This is a genomic window from Thalassospira lucentensis, assembly GCF_032921865.1.
Classification (GTDB): Bacteria; Pseudomonadota; Alphaproteobacteria; order Rhodospirillales; family Thalassospiraceae; genus Thalassospira; species Thalassospira lucentensis_A.
Map to the genome: position 1 here is coordinate 4246803 of NZ_CP136684.1, position 16093 is coordinate 4262895.

Genomic DNA, 16093 nt, shown 5'->3' on the forward strand with positions numbered 1-16093 from the left:
AGCTGTTTGTTCATGCCCCACCGGCAAACAGTGCTGATTTGGCCTTTAATCTTGCAAACATGAATTCATTGAATACCCGGATACGCGGCACGGCCTGCAAATCATGATGGATCAAAACCCACAGATCATTATCCAGTCCGTTGATCGGTTTACCCAGTGCCCGGATATTGGCGAAAGCCTGCGCCAGAAAATACGGTAAAACGGCCACGCCCGCGCCGCTATCAACAAGACGCGCAACGTTCAAAAGTGAATTGCTGCGCAACGCCACCCGGCCATCAGCGAAGTTTTTATCACGCCATCGGGCGGCAGCGATATGCGCGAGGCTTTCATCGCAGGTGATCCAGGGTGCGTTTTCGCAATCATCAAAAACATCCGATCCACAAACCACCGATGTGATCGCACCAATTCTGCGTCCGACAAGGCTGCCGTCCGGTGCGTTCGCCGGGCGGATGGCAATATCGGCGTCATGCCGGTTCAAATCATAAAAACGGTTATCGGTGACAACCTGCAACGTGATTTCAGGAAAAGCCACCCCAAACGCCGCAAGATCGGGGGCCAGAACCGCATGAAGCAGTGTATCGGTTGTGGTCAGCCTGACTGTACCGCTCGGGCGGATATCCGTCCCGGCCAGCTTGCGCGACAAAATTGACAATTCACCTTCCAGCTTTTCAGCGGCCTCGATCGCCACCTGCCCGGCATTGGTTGGCTGATAGTCGCCCTGATTACGCTCGAACAGTTTATTGCCCAATCGCCCTTCGATATCTGCAAGACGCCGAAACAGGGTTGAATGATGAAGTCCGGTTTGGCGCGCAGCCTGCGTCACACTACGTGCCCGCGCCACAGACAGAACCAGTCGCAGATCATCCCATTCCAGCATCCAAATCACCGTTCGCTTTTGTGCACACAATATGTGATTTATCACAAATTTACTTCGCAAAACAGCGCATCAATAATCAAGGAATCAAACACTACGTCACATAAAGGAGACGGCAGATGGCTGTTAAAATCACCCGCGACGAACTGAAAACCGCCCTTGCCGGGCCAAACGCCCCGACCCTGATCGAAGCACTTCCGGCAAAATATTATGTCGATGCCCATTTACCGGGTGCGATCAACATCCCCCATGACCTGATCGCCGAAAAAGTCACGCAGGTCCTGCCCGACAAAACAGCCCCCATCGTGGTCTATTGCGCGAATGGGCCGTGCCGCAATTCCGGGCTTGCAGCCGATACCCTGTCCGATCTTGGTTACAGCAATGTCCGCGATTACCACGAAGGCAAACAGGATTGGCGGGATGCAGGTCTTCCTCTGCAAGGTCAGGGCACGCTGTAGCAGATCCCTGTTCACCCCCTCCTAAAACGCAAACAGGCCGACAATTGTCGGCCTGTTTCATAATGCGCCAAGGCATTTCTCTACTTCGCAAAAGCCTTTTTCATCCGTTCGATGGCTTCGGTCATTTTTTCTTCGTGCTTGCAGAAGCAGAACCGCACAAAGTTCCGCACCCCGCCATCTTTACCCTGATAGAAGGCTGAAACCGGGATCGCGACAACACCGGCTTCCTTGATCATTATCTGGCAAAACTCGACATCGTCGCAATCATATCCGAGCGGACGGAAATCGCAGGTAATGAAATAAGTACCCTGAGAGTCCAGAACGCCAAAACCGACTTCCTTCAAACCTTTCATCAGGAAATCGCGCTTTGCCTGCATTTCGGCCGTAAAGCCTTCAAAATAATCATCACCCTTGTTAAGCCCGTAGGCAACACCGTGCTGCAGCCCCGGCGGGACAGTGAAAACAAGGAACTGATGTGCCTTTTTGATCGGCTCCATCAGTTTGGCACATGCCGTGATGTACCCGATCTTCCATCCTGTCAGCGAGAATGTCTTTCCTGCCGACCCGATCCGCACAGTGCGGTCGCGCATACCGGGGAAAGTCATCAGCGGTTTGTGTTTGCGCCCGTCAAAAACCAGATGTTCATACACCTCGTCACAGAGCGCGATGACGTCATGCTTGATGCAAAGATCGGCAATGAACTGCAATTCATCATCACCATAGACCTTTGAACACGGGTTCTGTGGCGAGTTGATCAGGATCAGCTTAGTTTTCTCGGAAAATGCTGCGGCAAGCTCTTCGCGCGGCAATTCCCAATGCGGCGGGGTAACACGCACCAGCTTGGGAATACCCCCTGCCAGCTTCACCATAGGAAGGTAGCTGTCATAAAGCGGTTCGATCAGGATCACCTCATCGCCAGGAGCGACCAGACCAAGGATCACATCTGCCAGCCCCTCGGTCGCGCCCACAGCAACAAGGACTTCTTTTTTCGGATCAACCTCTATGCCATAAAAACGCTTGTTATGGTCGGCAACCGCCCGAAGCAGTTCTGGCACCCCGGCAAGTGGCGGATACTGGTTTGACATTTCCATCGTCGCACGCGCGGCAGCTTGGCGGATATCTGCCGGGCCGTCGGTATCTGGTGCGCCCTGCCCCAGATTGATGGCATTATGTTTCTGGGCCAGTTCATTCATCACTTCAAAAATCGTGATGCCGCCCGAAGCGAAAAGGGGATTTCCGACAAATTCGGTCATGAGGCGTCCTTATCTGTGTATCGATACCGGTCGGTGGCAACCGGCCTTTTATTTAAGATGTCTGATGGCAGAGATCATATTTCTGGCAGACAGATTATATGATCCATCCCCAACCGTCATGGTCCGCGTTTTCTGTATATTCTGTCGCATGATGCGGGCTGATCAGGCAAGCACGGATAGATGGAAACCACATTGAACACGACGCACGCAGGCCATTTGCATAAATTTTAAACATTATGCCTAAAAGTCGACCAGATGCATTCAAGAAAATCTTAAAAATTTCATGGGTTTTGCTGGGTTTTCGCGCAGAGAATCCTTAGAATGATCGTGCGGGCCAAAACTGGCACGGCCCGTGCAATTGACGCGGCAAAGCAATTGAGCTTTCCGAGTTCTACGCAACTCTCGCAAAAAGCAGAGGGCGCTTAATGAAAAAGATTGAAGCCATCATCAAGCCATTCAAGCTTGACGAGGTCAAAGAGGCCCTTCAGGAGATTGGCCTCAAAGGGATTACCGTTACCGAAGCCAAAGGCTTCGGCCGACAGAAAGGCCATACGGAGCTGTATCGCGGCGCCGAATATGTTGTGGACTTCCTGCCGAAGGTAAAGTTGGAAATCGTCGTTGAGGACACGCTTGTCGAGCGTGCGATTGAGGCAATCCAGCAAGCCGCTCATACCGGTCGTATCGGTGACGGTAAAATCTTCGTTTCCTCGCTTGAGGACGCGATCCGCATTCGTACCGGTGAACGGGGCAACGACGCGATCTAATCGGTCTGTTACCTGACATTGAACATCGTACGGTCACTAATTTTGAGTTTTAAAGGGTTGCATCATGTCTGACGCTGCTTCTGTACTTAAGCTTATCAAAGAAAAAGGCATCCAGTTTGTCGATCTGCGCTTTACCGATACCAAAGGTAAATGGCAGCACACCGCGCAGGACATCTGCACGATCGACGAAGACGTTTTTGTTGACGGCATTATGTTCGACGGTTCGTCGATCGCCGGCTGGAAAGAAATCAACGAATCCGACATGATCCTGATGCCGGATCCGTCAACCGCAGTTGTTGATCCGTTCACCGCACAGCCGACCCTGATCATCGTTTGTGACGTTATCGAACCGGCCACTGGCCAGGGTTACGAGCGTTGCCCGCGTTCGACCGCGAAACGCGCACTCGCATACATGAAATCCGCTGGTATCGGCGACACCGCATACTTCGGCGCAGAGCCGGAATTCTTCATGTTTGACGACGTTCGCTGGACCACCGCTGGCGAAGGCATGGGCTATCAGCTGGACTCCGAAGAAGGCCCCTACAACACCGGCACCGAATTCGAAGGCGGCAACCGCGGCCACCGTCCGGGTCCGAAGGGCGGCTACTTCCCGGTACAGCCTGTTGACTCGGCCAACGACATCCGTGCCGAAATGGTCAACTATATCAACGAAATGGGCGTGCGTTGCGAAAAGCACCACCACGAAGTTGCACCGTCGCAGCACGAACTGGGTATCGCCTTCGGCACCCTGATCGAACATGCCGACGCCGTTCAGATCTACAAATACTGCATCCACATGGTTGCACACCAGTATGGCAAAACCGCAACCTTCATGCCGAAGCCGGTCTTCGGTGACAACGGTTCGGGCATGCATACCCACCAGTCGATCTGGCACGAAGGCAAGCCGCTGTTCGCAGGTAACGGTTATGCTGACCTGTCTGACACCGCCCTGTACTATATCGGCGGCATCATCAAGCACGCTAAAGCACTGAATGCTTTCACCAACCCGACGACCAACTCCTACAAGCGTCTGGTCCCGGGCTTCGAAGCACCGGTTCTTCTGGCTTACTCGGCTCGTAACCGTTCGGCCTCCTGCCGTATCCCGTACACCGCTTCGCCGAAGGGCAAGCGCGTCGAGATCCGCTTCCCTGATCCGCTTGCCAACCCGTATCTCGCATTCACCGCAATGCTGATGGCTGGCCTTGACGGCATCGAGAACAAGATCCACCCGGGCGATGCAATGGACAAAAACCTCTATGACCTTCCGCCGGAAGAGCTCAAAGAAGTCCCGACCGTTTGCCGTTCGCTCCATGAAGCACTTGACAGCCTCGACGCAGACCGCGACTTCCTGAAAAAAGGCGATGTGATGAGCGACGACCTGATCGACGCATACATCGCTCTGAAAATGGAAGAAGTTATCCGCTTCGAACAGTCGCCGCATCCGGTCGAATTCGACATGTACTACAGCGGCTGATCCTTTCACCAGAAAGGACCATCGAACACGAAACGCCCGGCCATGTGCCGGGCGTTTTTGTTTGTCACTTTTGTTTTAGTTTTCTCACCCAAAACAAAAGCTTATTACCAGCATCCGCGTTAGGTACTGTCATCCCTATGCAGGTCAGGTTCAAATTCCGGTCGATAAAAACATGCCTGTCCCTTGCCCGCGGCCTTGGCCTCGTACATGGCCTTGTCCGCACGGCGCAATTGTTCGCTCATGTCGCAATAACCGGCATCAAAAACGGTAAAACCGATGGATGCACCGATATCGCACGCATTTCCTTCCCATACATAGGGCTTGGAAATCTCGGTAATGATCTCATCAGCCAGAGTGGCCATTTCATTTTCACAACCCTTGTTAATAAAGAACAGGGTGAACTCGTCCCCGCCCAAGCGGGCCACTTCTTCGGCGCGACGTGCAACCCGTTTAAGACGCTTCGCTGTCTCGACAAGAACCCAGTCACCTGCCGCATGCCCCAAAGTATCGTTGACCGCCTTAAAGCCATCCAGATCAAGCAGAAAGATCGACGCCGCAGTATTTGTACCTCGCAGAACCGTCTCGCACTGCGAAAGTTTCTGCATATAGCGCGCACGGTTGGCCAGACCTGTCAGTTCGTCGTTATTCGCCTTGTTCTGTAATTCACGCGCGGCGAGTTTCTGCTTGGTGATGTCGCTTAGCCACCAAAGAACGGATTCCTGTCCTTCGAATGTGAGCGGCTCCATGGATGTTTTAAGCCATCTTGCGTCGGAATCCGCCGGGCGACGAATACGAAGCTCGACATCCTGCAATTCGCCGAGCATATCCATATCCTGCAGGCTTTTTTCGCGGTAGCGTTCCGAAAGAAGGACCGTATCGGTTGGCATCGTCTCGTCACTGTTCAGTGCCAGAAGATTGCCGAACATTTTATTGAAGAACCGGAATTCACCACCGTCTCGGCTGGATATGCCAACACCAATAGGGGCTTTTTCAAGCAATCCGGTCAAACGTTGCGCCGCAGCAGCAACTTCTGCCTGCGCACGTTTCAACGATGTGACATCAATCAGCGAACCGATGGTCCCGGCAATCGAACCACTTGGACCTTTCAGACTTGCAACAGCAAACAATGCTGATTTTTCAACACCACCCATCTCGAAATCGATTTCGTGCCGCACATGCCCTTCGGATATCAGTAGTGGTGCTTCGTAATCGGTAATCTGCGCGACCAATGGCTTAGAGGCGACATCGGCAAGTTTGCTACCGATCACCTTTTTGGGCTCATGGCCGATCAACTCTGCAAACGCGTCATTGCAACGGTTAATCACACCATCCAGATTTTTAAGGTAAACCGGGATCGGCAGAACATCGATTAAATGCTGGATGAAAATCTTGTGATCGGACAAAGCCTTGGCAAGCTCCTCGGCCTTGCCCGCTTCGCGAAAGACCAGCGCAGTCAGACCTTCGGGACCTTCGGCCTTGCGCCAGGTGACTTTTTTACCGCCCGTCTGAAACGCGGGCAAGTCCGCCTTGGCTGTTTTACCGGAAATCAGGCCAAGCGTCTCGCGCACGGCTCCAACACCATCACCCGAGGCGAATTCAGCATTTTTCGCCAGAAATGCAAGAAACTGTTTGATTTCGCTGCCGTCACGCAAAGCCGATTTCGATGCGTTAAAAAGATTAACCGCAACCGGGTTGGCATGAACGATTTTAAGATCGGACGAACCGATAAATATAATGCCGTCACGCGCCAATGCTGCTGTGGCGACGACGTCCGGAGCAATTGACAATACACGTACGCGCCGCTTTGCGACGCACTCCCTTTCCCGTGTTATCTATAATGCCCCAAAACCATTGGATCTTTTGTAAATCCAGACCCCTTGAAAGGCCTTTTACAAGGCTCATATTGCATACGTAAGTATATGGCAAGACTGCTCTTGCGGCCAGCGCCAATCCGTCAGGATTTTTTATCTCCAACTGGCAGATCAATATATCCCCGATCGATGCAATGTTCGAGTTCCCGGGCTGCTGCCAGCATCTCCTGATAGCTTTCGCGCAGATGCTTAAGCTTCGCCAGTTCTTCGGCCGTCGGGTGATTATCCTTGCGGTCCGCACTGAGCTTGAAAGCATATTTGAGATAATCGGCACGAAGCTTGGCGACGTTGATAATCAGCGGCAAGGCCGTATCGACGCTCATATCGGGGATCGCAGGACTGATGACTTCATGGTTCACTTCACGCAAAACATGTTCCATGGCCATCATGAAACGGCTTTTGCTGCGTCCGGCATCCTGCGTCATGATTTACCCTCCTTGGCGATAACGGTCTGGAATGACATACATTATCTCCTGTTAAGGTAAAAACTCCTATAACAGTTTTACACCCCTGCCTTTGATGTTTTTCAACCTGTAACTGCCTAGTACGATCACGGCTTGCACGATCCGGTCAGGCAGGCTAGACGATGAAGCATGGAATTCTCGAGACAAGGAAACCGATCATGGAAGCACGCGTAAAGTGGCTTGAAAATCTGACATTCACCGGCACCAGTGGATCTGGCCACGGAGTGGTCATGGATGGCAACAGGGACACCGGCTTTGGCCCTAGCCCGATGGAAATGCTGCTTCTGGGGCTCGCAGGATGTTCATCGATTGACGTCGTGCATATCCTGCAGAAAGGCCGCGAGAAGGTCATTGATGTTCAGGCAGATGTCAAAGCCGAACGTGCTGAAACCGATCCCAAGGTGTTCACGAAAATCCATCTGCATTTCAAGGCAAAGGGTGAAAACCTCAACGAAGCCAAACTGGCCCGTGCGGTTGAACTGTCAGCCGAAAAATATTGTTCAGCCTCGATCATGCTGTCGAAGGCTGCCGAAATCACACATAGCTGGGAAATCATGGAATAAGTGCCTGATTTGCCGGCCTGCTTTAAAGCGGTCCGTTTCGGGCCGCTTTTTTGTTAGTCGCGTCATAATCCAGCCTGAGTTAGAGTTTATCGGACAAGCCTGCAAACAGAAATGATGGAAGGAAGCATCCCATGTCCGTAAACGGCTTTGTGCGTTCGACACTTGTCGCGGTTACCCTTCCGGCGACCCTCGCACTTTCGGGATGCTTTTTTGAAGATCCGCAACATGATCCATCCGGTCTTGCCATCGCCGCACCAGCGACGAATGAACCGTTTGACGATTACGTCAAAAAAACCAGCGAACAGCTTCGCTCGGCCCTGAAATCCAAACGCTTTGATCAGGAAGCCGCCCCATTTGGTCAATACAACCTCGATCAGGTGGTCGCAATGCGAGCCCCCTTTGCCACAGGTCCGGACAAGGCTGCCTGCGATGCCGCCGGAAACGATACGGCACACGGCAGGGATGTTGGGTTCCTGATGGTGCACGGCCTGACAGACAGTCCGTTTCTAATGACCGATATCCGCGATACGCTAACATCCAAATTCCCATGCGCAACCTTCCATGGCGTCCTGCTTCCGGGGCATGGCACCGTGCCAGGTGATCTTTTGGACGTAACCTACGAGGAATGGATCGAAACGGTTCGCTACGGCATGGATGGCTTCACCGATGGTACCGATCATATCATCACCATCGGCTATTCGATGGGGGCAGCCCTGATCGGACGGGAATTTGATGCTCGCCGCCGCGATCCGCGCATGACGGCAATGGTTTTGCTATCTCCCGGTTTTTCGGCCAAAAGCGATCAGGCTTGGCTGACACCCTATGCCCGTTATGTCCAAAGCTGGGTTGGACAGGGTGAAAATAGCGATGCCGCCAAATACGGCTCGATGGCAATGAATGCTGCCGCCGAGTTCCACCTCCTGACAGAACCCTATCGCAATGGCACCATGGATGCGTTCGATATTCCCGTCTTCATGGTCGTCAGTTCAGATGACCGAACAGTTGATCCCTTACTGGCCGCAAATTTCTTCTGCAGCAAGGTGACAAACAACAACAAACGCCTGATCTGGTATCAGGGCGAAGAACACCTGATTGACGAACATCCGTTGTGCGACGGTGTCGACATTGTCAAATCTGCCGATCCGGACTGGCGTACCCTGAACCACGCCCATACCGCGATTACCATGCGCCCTGAAAATCCACATTACGGCATGGATGGCGTCATCCGTCGTTGCGATCATTACGACGAACAAAGCCCCAACAGCAAATGCCAAACCAGCAGCGATGCCGTTTACGGCGAACTCAATCTGGCGGAATCCGCATCACCGGGCAGCCTGCGACGCGGCACCTTCAACCCGGACTTCGTCAGCATGCTTGATAAGATGACCCATTTCATTGAAGTGTCACTGGAAGTCCCCGGAAAGACCGCAAATTGATGAACAATGCTGATCGCCCTCCGACCACCGGATAAGAAGCTCGCGAAGACATGACATTTGCCATTGATCGTTTTACCGGACAAAGCGGCCTGACATTGCGTTATGCCCTGTATTCCCCCGAAAATGCCCTTGGTAATGTCCTGATCCTTCAGGGACGCGGTGAATTTATCGAACGATATGATGAAACTGCGCGCGAACTTGCCGAACGCGGGCTTGGATGCGTCACATTTGATTTTCGCGGTCAGGGCGGATCGACCCGCGAAGTGACGGAAAGCCATATGGGTTATGTTGGTGATGTCGGACATTATGTCGAAGACACCCATGATGTGCTCCGGCATCTGGCCAATCAGCACAATACCCGCTGTGATCTGCTTCTAACTCATTCGACCGGTGGGTTGGTCGGTATGCATATGTTGCTTGAAAAACCGGACCTGTTTGGCAGTGCCGTCATGATTGCCCCGTTCTTCGGGCTTGGCGGTCCGGACTGGATTGCGCTTGCTGCACAGTTTCTGTCAGCCGGCCTTTGCCGATACGGGTTCAATAAACAGTTCCTGCCGGGGCAAAAGCTGCTTTCGCCATTACACCCCTTTGCCGATGACAATCTGCTGACATCGGATCGTGCGCGCTATGAACGCAACGTCACCTGTTTGCAGGACAATCCCGATCTGGTGGTTGGCGGGGTATCAGCAGGTTGGCTTGATGCCTGCTTCCGGGCTCAGGCGGAATTGTCACGTCGCGTGGTGCCTGAGAATGATTTTGCGGCTGCCCCCCTGCCCCCGATTACAATGGTCCTATCAGGAAACGATCAGGTGGTCAGCAACCGCGCCACACAGGAACTGTTTGGTGATCATCCATCCGTCACCATGGTCGAAATCCCTGAATCCCGCCACGAAATCCTTCAGGAAAGCGATCATTTCCGCACCCTTTTCTGGCAGGCGTTCGACCAGCATCTGGCAAATCACCACCACAACTGGACCCTGCCCGGTTTCTGATAGGTAATGTTCGTCCTCATACCGCCTGCAATATCCCCTTTTCAAACCGGTCCCGCCGAAACCGGCTCGGCGGCATGCCACGATGACGGGAAAATTGCCGATTGAAATGCGACAGGTTCTGGAAACCGGCTTCCTCCGCCACCCGATAGATCGGAAGGTCCGAAGACAGCAGCAGCGATACCGCCCGCCCGAGCCGCAACCCCATCAGATAATCCTGAACGCTTGATCCTGTATGGCGTTTAAAAAACCGGCGCAGTGTCCGTTCGCTCATGCCGGTCTGATGGGCTATTTCGGCGCTGCCAATCTGCTCAACATAGTGCGAATGCAAAATATCCAGAACCCGGCCAAGCCGGGTTGCCTCGTGATAATCGGGCACCGTTGCATCAAACCGCTCAGACGCCAGCGGTATCCGTTCCCGCGCATCCAGCAAAACCCGTAATACCTCTATCAGCAACAATAAGCGGTCGGCCGGATCGCCGGCATCAAACCGGGGCGTAAAGGCTGCAACCTTTCGCGCGGTCAGGGCATCGAACTTCACCCCCCGCCTCGCATCTGTCAGGGCAGGTCGCAAACGCGCAAATTCCGGCATCGTTGCACAAACATTATTGATCCAATCGGCCGTAAACCAGAACACAAAGGCCTGATGTGGCCGTTCGCCCGGCTTTGCCTGCAAATCAAGATCATAGGCCCCCATGTCGATTTTCCCGGCTGCGGGCGGGGCGGCATTGTCCGAATGCCATGTATGTGGCAGGTTCGGGCCCAGCAACACCAGATCATCGTCACCGTAAGAACCGATATGATCCCCGACATAGCGTTGCCCCTCACTTCCAAGCGTCAGGGTCAGTTCATATTCCGGATGGAAATGCCACTCGAACGGGATCGCACGCAGGTTCCGATGCAAGCCACGCCATGACCGGTCCGGTGCAATTTTCACATGTTCGAACAGAAGCTTCATTCAAGTGCCCGCTTATACGGCTATCTCAATCGATTAACTTGGCCAAATAGTATCAGATTATGTCCGCCCTGTCAGTGGGCTTAGTCATTGCCGCCCCCTAGAATGGTTCCAACATCATGAACCATGCGGGAGGAAACAATCATGAGCATGCTGGCAAACGCGACCATGGCAACGATGGCCCCAATGGGCTCGAATGCAAACAGACCTGGCAATGCCTCGGTCAAGGAAGTCACCGGTACGCAATTGCGTGACCTTGAAAAAACGCTGCCGCTGCGCGTACTGTCGGATGCTGATTTCAAACACTGGCAGACCTATGGCTATGTTGTTGTAAAAAATGCCGTTCCGCAGGAACAGATCAAGGCCACTGTCGATTTCCTTTGGGAATTTCAGGAAATGGACCAGAATGATCCGGCAAGCTGGTCCCGCCCGCAAATGCGCGATCATGCCATGACTGAACTGAACAATTCCGGCATGGTCGAAGCCTATCACCATCAAAGCATGTGGGATAACCGTCAGACACCGCGGGTTTATGATGCCTTTGTCGATATCTGGGATCGCACTGATCTTTGGGTATCGATCGATCGCGCCAATCTTAATACCCCCAATGTCGGCGCGCGTGCCTTTGACGGCTTCATTCACTGGGACGCCGATACCAGTCAGGATCCGTTGCCAATCAATGTGCAGGGGGTTTTATCGCTGGTCGATACCAATGATGATATGGGCGGTTTCCAGTGCGTGCCCGACCTGTTTGCCAATTTTGCCGATTGGCTTGCCACCGCACCAAAGGATCGCGATCCGTTCCGTCCGGACATTGCCAATATTCCCTATGAACCCAAACGCATCCCGATGCAGGCCGGTGACCTTCTGATTTTCAACAGTCTGCTGGCACATGGCATCCGTGCCAACCGGTCTAACCAGACACGCATTGCGCAGTATATTTCGATGGCTCCGGCAACACCGGAAGAACAGGAACTTGTCGATTGGCGGACCAAAAGCTGGTCCGAACGCCTGCCAGCCCGCGGCCACGCCTTCCCCGGCGACCCGCGCAATTGGGAACAGACACGCTATGATCGCGCAAAACTGACCCCGCTTGGGGAAAAGCTTCTTGGCAAAACGCCTTGGTAACAGAACAAAAAACGCCCCGGATATCCGGGGCGTTTTTGCATCAGTTGGCGTCAAGTTTCGCGATGAGTGCGGCTTTTGTCTCCACATCGACAAACGCTGCTTCAAGGGCCGTACGTGTCACCCCCCGAAGTTCTTCCACGCTAAAGCCGAACACGTCTTTGGCCCGCTGATATTCTTCGGCCAGTGTTGTATGGAAAAATGGCGGATCGTCGGAACCCAGCGTCACCTTGACCCCGGCATCGTAAAGCCTGCGCAACGGATGGGACGCGTAATCAGGATAGACCGACAGGGAAATGTTCGAACCCGGGCACACTTCCAAAACGATGCCGCGCTTTACCAGTTGTTCGACCAGTTTTGGATCTTCAATGGATCGCACGCCATGTCCTATACGGGTGACCGGCAATTTGTCGATCGCATCCCAGACACTTTGCGGACCTTCGACCTCGCCTGCGTGGGTCGTACAGCCAAGCCCGGCGTCGGCGGCAATTTTAAAGGCCGGATAAAACGCTTCCTGCGAGAACATGCTTTCATTCCCGCCCATGCCAAACCCGACAATATAGGGATGACCGCAGGCAACGCTCTCAGTCGCCACACCGACTGCCTTTTCCGGGCCGATATGGCGTACGCAGGTCATGATGATCCGACCAACAATCCCGGTTTCCTTCTCGGCTCTGTCGATGCCCTCGGCAACGCCGTTCAAATGATCGTCAAATGAAATCCCGCATTCCTGCGCATGCGACGGCGAACAGAAGATTTCGACATAAAGTGTACCGGCTTTGGCCTGTTCTGTCAGGTACCAGTGGGTCAGATCGGCATAATCCTTGCCAGTGCGAATGGCCGCACTCGCCTTGTCAAAACTCATCAGGAATTCAGGAAAATTCGACCAGATATATCGATCCTGATCGTCATAAATCCCGTCCGGAAGGATGATTGCATTCCGGGTGGCAAATTTCCGCACCAGTGCCGGCGTCAACGCGCCTTCCATATGCAGATGCAATTCGGCTTTGGGGATATGCTGTGTCATTTATGGGCGCTCCAGATCTTTTTATTTTCTTTCCTGATCCAGTTCTAACCTGAACAGGTTAGCCGGTCACGCCACAACCGTTCTTCCCTGTGATTTTTTCCCGACCGATTTATCATCCACTGCCAAGTCCGCAAGCGGCCCGATATAGCGAGAAAATCGCTGCCATTTACCGACTGCATCCCGATTGATTGGACGGCGCACTTGGGTCATGCTGGCAGTGCGGGCTGCCTTTTCCTCGCGATAGAATTCAAGACATTCCGGCCGCCAATCCAGTCCGCAATGCGCTAGATAGTCACGCGTCACCTGCTCCGGTTCAGCCACGAGGTCTTCGTAAGGCAGATCGAACAATGTTCCGTTCCTGTCAGTTTCAAACAGAACAGACATCAGTTTTTCATAAGCACGGTAATAATCCGCCAGATCACCAAGATCATCGGCGTAGCGCATCGGGATGGCAAAGGGCGTGGTATAAAGCGACAGGCAGGTCGCCAGCGGATGGCGATGGGTATGTAATATTGGCGCTTCAGGGAATACCCGCCGGATCAAACCGACCCGCAGGAAATTGGCTGGTGTCTTGTTGGTTACAAATCTCACGTTCGGATCATAGGCATTCAGTGCCGCAAGATAACGTTTGCGAATCTCGCCAATCATTTTGCCATCAAGGCGTTCCATCTGCTCCGAGATTTTACCCGTTCCCGTGACATCGACAACGATCTTGGAAAAATCGGCAATCTCTCCTGCTGCGAAAACATCGGGATGGGCTCCCAATATACGCTCGCTAAGTGTCGTTCCCGAACGTGGCAGACCAACGATAAAGATCGGCCTAGGACCAGTTTCCGCCATTGTGACTGCGGATATGCCCCCCTCTCCATCCTCCCACTTGGCTTCGGCCTTCACCAATTCACCGATGCGCTCCATTTCAGCCAGTTCCAGTGGCATATCAATCGGAGATACCTGGCGGTTTGCCACATGCCCGCGGCGATACCAGTCAAAGGCGGTTTCCATATTGTTTTCGGCCTCGGCCATACGTGCCAACGCAAAGCATGCCTGATAAACCTCACGCGCGGGGGCGTCATCCGAAAATGCGATCTTTGACAATGTATCGGTTGCCCCGGTCGGCATGGCTTCCGGACGCAAAAAAGCAATATGCAGATAGGGTTGTGCACCAACATCGTTATAATCATCGATAAGCCTGATGCATGCAGTTATTGCACGGTCCACCATCCCCGAAAGGGCAAGAACAGATGCCTGAAATATCCGTAACCCTTTGTCACCTGGCGCATCTGCAATCAGCTTGTCAAGCAGACCAAGAGCCTTTTGGGTCATCTCGCAATGCATGTAAACACGAAGCAGCAGCCTTTGAACCTCGGGCAATCTCGGATACCCGTGCGCAATCCCTTCCAGAAGCCCGATTGCACGGTCAATACTGGTAGAAACACTACGTCCTGAACCGAACCGCATTATTTCCTGACGGAAAAGAAGATCAGCCAGAATTTCCCTATAGGCCGGGTCCTTGGGTGCATTCCGATGCTTCTGTTCGACAATCTCGATTGACGCCTTAAAGTCACCAGAACGATCAGAGAAATGCAACAAATTCTGCGCTACCGGCCCGAAATAGCGATCACCGGGTTCCAGACTACGAAACAGGTGTCGCAACCTTTGACCTCCCCGCGCAAAATGCGATCCCTGCATTTCTGCAACCGCCGTCATAATATGGATTTCGGTCCGTTTGGGGTAGGTACGTACAAGCTTTGCGCCAATAAATGCAGCCTTGTCGAATTGACCTGCCGACATGGCTTTTTTCATTTCGGCCGCAATATCTTTTTGTACCTGAGCCATCAGGACATCCCCAAACTAAAAGCGCGATATAAATGAGTTGAAGTCACTTATATTGCACAACATAGAGACAATTTGGAAACAGAACATTCAGTCAACAAATTCAGGTTCGGGACGATGTCGTAACTGTGCGACGAAACATTCTGATCGACGCCAAAAGCGCACCACCGACGATCAAAAAGCAGCCGGCAATCACCGCCGGACTAGCATCGGCCTTGCCAAAGGCAATCAATAAAATCGTGCTGAGCAGCGGCGCACCATAGGACGCAACGCCAAGCGCCTGTATGTCGCCGTGCTTGGTCCCGTAATCCCAGACAAAAAACGCAGCCCCGACCGGGCCAAGCCCAAGTCCGACAATCGCAAGCCACTGCCCGGTATCAGGCATGACCCAGATTTCAGTCACGCCATGCGTTATGAACCCCAGCACCGCCGCCCCGGCGCAAAAACCGCAAACGGCTTCGACCGGAACATTGCGATAACGCCGGTTAAGCACCGAATAGCCCGACCACAGGATGGAGCAAATCATCGCCGCCCCATAGCCAACGCCATAGGCCGGATCAAAATCAAAGCCCTGCCCTTTGGTCACCAGAACCGCAGCCCCGCAAAGTCCAAGAACCGCCCCGGCAATGTGATACCAATGCAATCTTTCGCCCGGCAAAAGGGCCGAAAGCAGCACAATGAAAAGCGGCCAGAGATAGGCAATCAGACTGGCTTCAACCGCAGGCGCATTGGCTAGGGCAACGAAATAGAAAAAATGATAGCCAAACAGCCCACCGACACCCAGTACCCAGGCACCAATCGGCTGTCTTAATGCCCCGAAGGCCGAAAAACCACCGCGCGCAATCCAGATGAAACTGAAAATTGCCGCAACGGAAAAACAAAGACTGACCAGTTGAAAAGGCGGGATGGAGCCGACTTCTGTTGTGAACAAAGCCAACAGTGCCCAAAGCACAATCGCAATGCCCCCAATCATGGTGGCCTTCGTACGTTGATCAAGCAAAGTCATG

15 protein-coding genes are annotated in these 16093 nt (G+C 53.2%); 7 read left to right on the plus strand and 8 right to left on the minus strand.

The genetic code is table 11. The features are described 5' to 3' along the window. Positions 1-10 precede the first annotated feature (10 nt). Complete coding sequence (locus R1T41_RS20515; RefSeq protein ID WP_317338913.1) at positions 11-877, minus strand: LysR family transcriptional regulator; 867 nt, start codon at positions 875-877, stop codon at positions 11-13. Positions 878-993: 116 nt separating this feature from the next. On the opposite strand from R1T41_RS20515, the gene R1T41_RS20520 reads away from it, so the two are divergent. Then, positions 994-1332: a rhodanese-like domain-containing protein gene (locus R1T41_RS20520; protein ID WP_317338915.1), complete on the plus strand. Its 339-nt coding sequence runs from the start codon at positions 994-996 to the stop codon at positions 1330-1332. An 80-nt stretch (positions 1333-1412) separates the two neighbouring features. On the opposite strand, the gene R1T41_RS20525 is transcribed toward R1T41_RS20520, so the two are convergent. Then, positions 1413-2585: an aminotransferase gene (locus tag R1T41_RS20525; RefSeq protein WP_317338916.1), complete on the minus strand. Its 1173-nt coding sequence runs from the start codon at positions 2583-2585 to the stop codon at positions 1413-1415. A gap of 425 nt (positions 2586-3010) precedes the next feature. On the opposite strand from R1T41_RS20525, the gene R1T41_RS20530 reads away from it, so the two are divergent. After that, complete coding sequence (locus tag R1T41_RS20530) at positions 3011-3349, plus strand: P-II family nitrogen regulator (protein ID WP_007091888.1); 339 nt, start codon at positions 3011-3013, stop codon at positions 3347-3349. Between the two features lie 64 nt (positions 3350-3413). After that, the gene (gene glnA, locus R1T41_RS20535) at positions 3414-4823 is read left to right on the plus strand and encodes a type I glutamate--ammonia ligase (RefSeq protein WP_062952153.1); all 1410 of its coding nucleotides are present in this window, start codon (positions 3414-3416) and stop codon (positions 4821-4823) included. Positions 4824-4942: 119 nt separating this feature from the next. Here glnA and R1T41_RS20540 read toward each other — a convergent pair whose 3' ends face one another. Both R1T41_RS20540 and R1T41_RS20545 read right to left on the minus strand, forming a co-directional pair. Further along, positions 4943-6610, minus strand: coding sequence for a GGDEF domain-containing protein (locus R1T41_RS20540; protein ID WP_317338919.1), 1668 nt, complete (start codon positions 6608-6610; stop codon positions 4943-4945). Positions 6611-6777: 167 nt separating this feature from the next. Next, positions 6778-7119 (minus strand): hypothetical protein, encoded by a 342-nt coding sequence (locus tag R1T41_RS20545; RefSeq protein WP_062952150.1) that lies wholly within the window; start codon positions 7117-7119, stop codon positions 6778-6780. Positions 7120-7316: 197 nt separating this feature from the next. On the opposite strand from R1T41_RS20545, the gene R1T41_RS20550 reads away from it, so the two are divergent. The 3 genes from R1T41_RS20550 to R1T41_RS20560 all read left to right on the plus strand — a co-directional run bounded on the left by R1T41_RS20550 (position 7317) and on the right by R1T41_RS20560 (position 10149). Next, positions 7317-7721, plus strand: a complete 405-nt coding sequence (locus R1T41_RS20550) for an OsmC family protein (RefSeq protein ID WP_062959424.1) — start codon at positions 7317-7319, stop codon at positions 7719-7721. Positions 7722-7852: 131 nt separating this feature from the next. Further along, a complete protein-coding gene (locus tag R1T41_RS20555; protein WP_097052317.1) occupies positions 7853-9157 on the plus strand; it encodes an alpha/beta hydrolase in 1305 nt (434 codons plus the stop codon). Between the two features lie 50 nt (positions 9158-9207). Beyond that, positions 9208-10149, plus strand: a complete 942-nt coding sequence (locus R1T41_RS20560; RefSeq protein ID WP_317338921.1) for an alpha/beta hydrolase — start codon at positions 9208-9210, stop codon at positions 10147-10149. A gap of 16 nt (positions 10150-10165) precedes the next feature. On the opposite strand, the gene R1T41_RS20565 is transcribed toward R1T41_RS20560, so the two are convergent. Beyond that, complete coding sequence (locus tag R1T41_RS20565; protein WP_317338923.1) at positions 10166-11104, minus strand: AraC family transcriptional regulator; 939 nt, start codon at positions 11102-11104, stop codon at positions 10166-10168. Between the two features lie 141 nt (positions 11105-11245). Between R1T41_RS20565 and R1T41_RS20570 the strand changes: the two genes are divergently transcribed. After that, positions 11246-12229, plus strand: coding sequence for a phytanoyl-CoA dioxygenase family protein (locus R1T41_RS20570; protein ID WP_317338925.1), 984 nt, complete (start codon positions 11246-11248; stop codon positions 12227-12229). Positions 12230-12269: 40 nt separating this feature from the next. On the opposite strand, the gene R1T41_RS20575 is transcribed toward R1T41_RS20570, so the two are convergent. The 3 genes from R1T41_RS20575 to R1T41_RS20585 form a co-directional block, all read right to left on the minus strand. Beyond that, positions 12270-13253, minus strand: a complete 984-nt coding sequence (locus tag R1T41_RS20575; RefSeq protein WP_317338927.1) for an adenosine deaminase — start codon at positions 13251-13253, stop codon at positions 12270-12272. 66 nt (positions 13254-13319) lie between these two features. Then, the gene (locus R1T41_RS20580; protein WP_317338928.1) at positions 13320-15089 is read right to left on the minus strand and encodes a tetratricopeptide repeat-containing sulfotransferase family protein; all 1770 of its coding nucleotides are present in this window, start codon (positions 15087-15089) and stop codon (positions 13320-13322) included. Between the two features lie 100 nt (positions 15090-15189). Next, positions 15190-16092: a DMT family transporter gene (locus R1T41_RS20585; RefSeq protein ID WP_317338929.1), complete on the minus strand. Its 903-nt coding sequence runs from the start codon at positions 16090-16092 to the stop codon at positions 15190-15192. Between the last annotated feature and the right edge of the window lies 1 nt (position 16093).

Coding starts and splice junctions, on each gene's coding strand:
- R1T41_RS20515 (WP_317338913.1), bottom strand. CDS start 877: ATGCTGGAATGGGATGATCTGCGACTGGTTCTGTCTGTGGCGCGGGCA.
- R1T41_RS20520 (WP_317338915.1), top strand. CDS start 994: ATGGCTGTTAAAATCACCCGCGACGAACTGAAAACCGCCCTTGCCGGG.
- R1T41_RS20525 (WP_317338916.1), bottom strand. CDS start 2,585: ATGACCGAATTTGTCGGAAATCCCCTTTTCGCTTCGGGCGGCATCACG.
- R1T41_RS20530 (WP_007091888.1), top strand. CDS start 3,011: ATGAAAAAGATTGAAGCCATCATCAAGCCATTCAAGCTTGACGAGGTC.
- glnA (WP_062952153.1), top strand. CDS start 3,414: ATGTCTGACGCTGCTTCTGTACTTAAGCTTATCAAAGAAAAAGGCATC.
- R1T41_RS20545 (WP_062952150.1), bottom strand. CDS start 7,119: ATGACGCAGGATGCCGGACGCAGCAAAAGCCGTTTCATGATGGCCATG.
- R1T41_RS20550 (WP_062959424.1), top strand. CDS start 7,317: ATGGAAGCACGCGTAAAGTGGCTTGAAAATCTGACATTCACCGGCACC.
- R1T41_RS20555 (WP_097052317.1), top strand. CDS start 7,853: ATGTCCGTAAACGGCTTTGTGCGTTCGACACTTGTCGCGGTTACCCTT.
- R1T41_RS20560 (WP_317338921.1), top strand. CDS start 9,208: ATGACATTTGCCATTGATCGTTTTACCGGACAAAGCGGCCTGACATTG.
- R1T41_RS20565 (WP_317338923.1), bottom strand. CDS start 11,104: ATGAAGCTTCTGTTCGAACATGTGAAAATTGCACCGGACCGGTCATGG.
- R1T41_RS20570 (WP_317338925.1), top strand. CDS start 11,246: ATGAGCATGCTGGCAAACGCGACCATGGCAACGATGGCCCCAATGGGC.
- R1T41_RS20575 (WP_317338927.1), bottom strand. CDS start 13,253: ATGACACAGCATATCCCCAAAGCCGAATTGCATCTGCATATGGAAGGC.
- R1T41_RS20580 (WP_317338928.1), bottom strand. CDS start 15,089: ATGGCTCAGGTACAAAAAGATATTGCGGCCGAAATGAAAAAAGCCATG.
- R1T41_RS20585 (WP_317338929.1), bottom strand. CDS start 16,092: ATGACTTTGCTTGATCAACGTACGAAGGCCACCATGATTGGGGGCATT.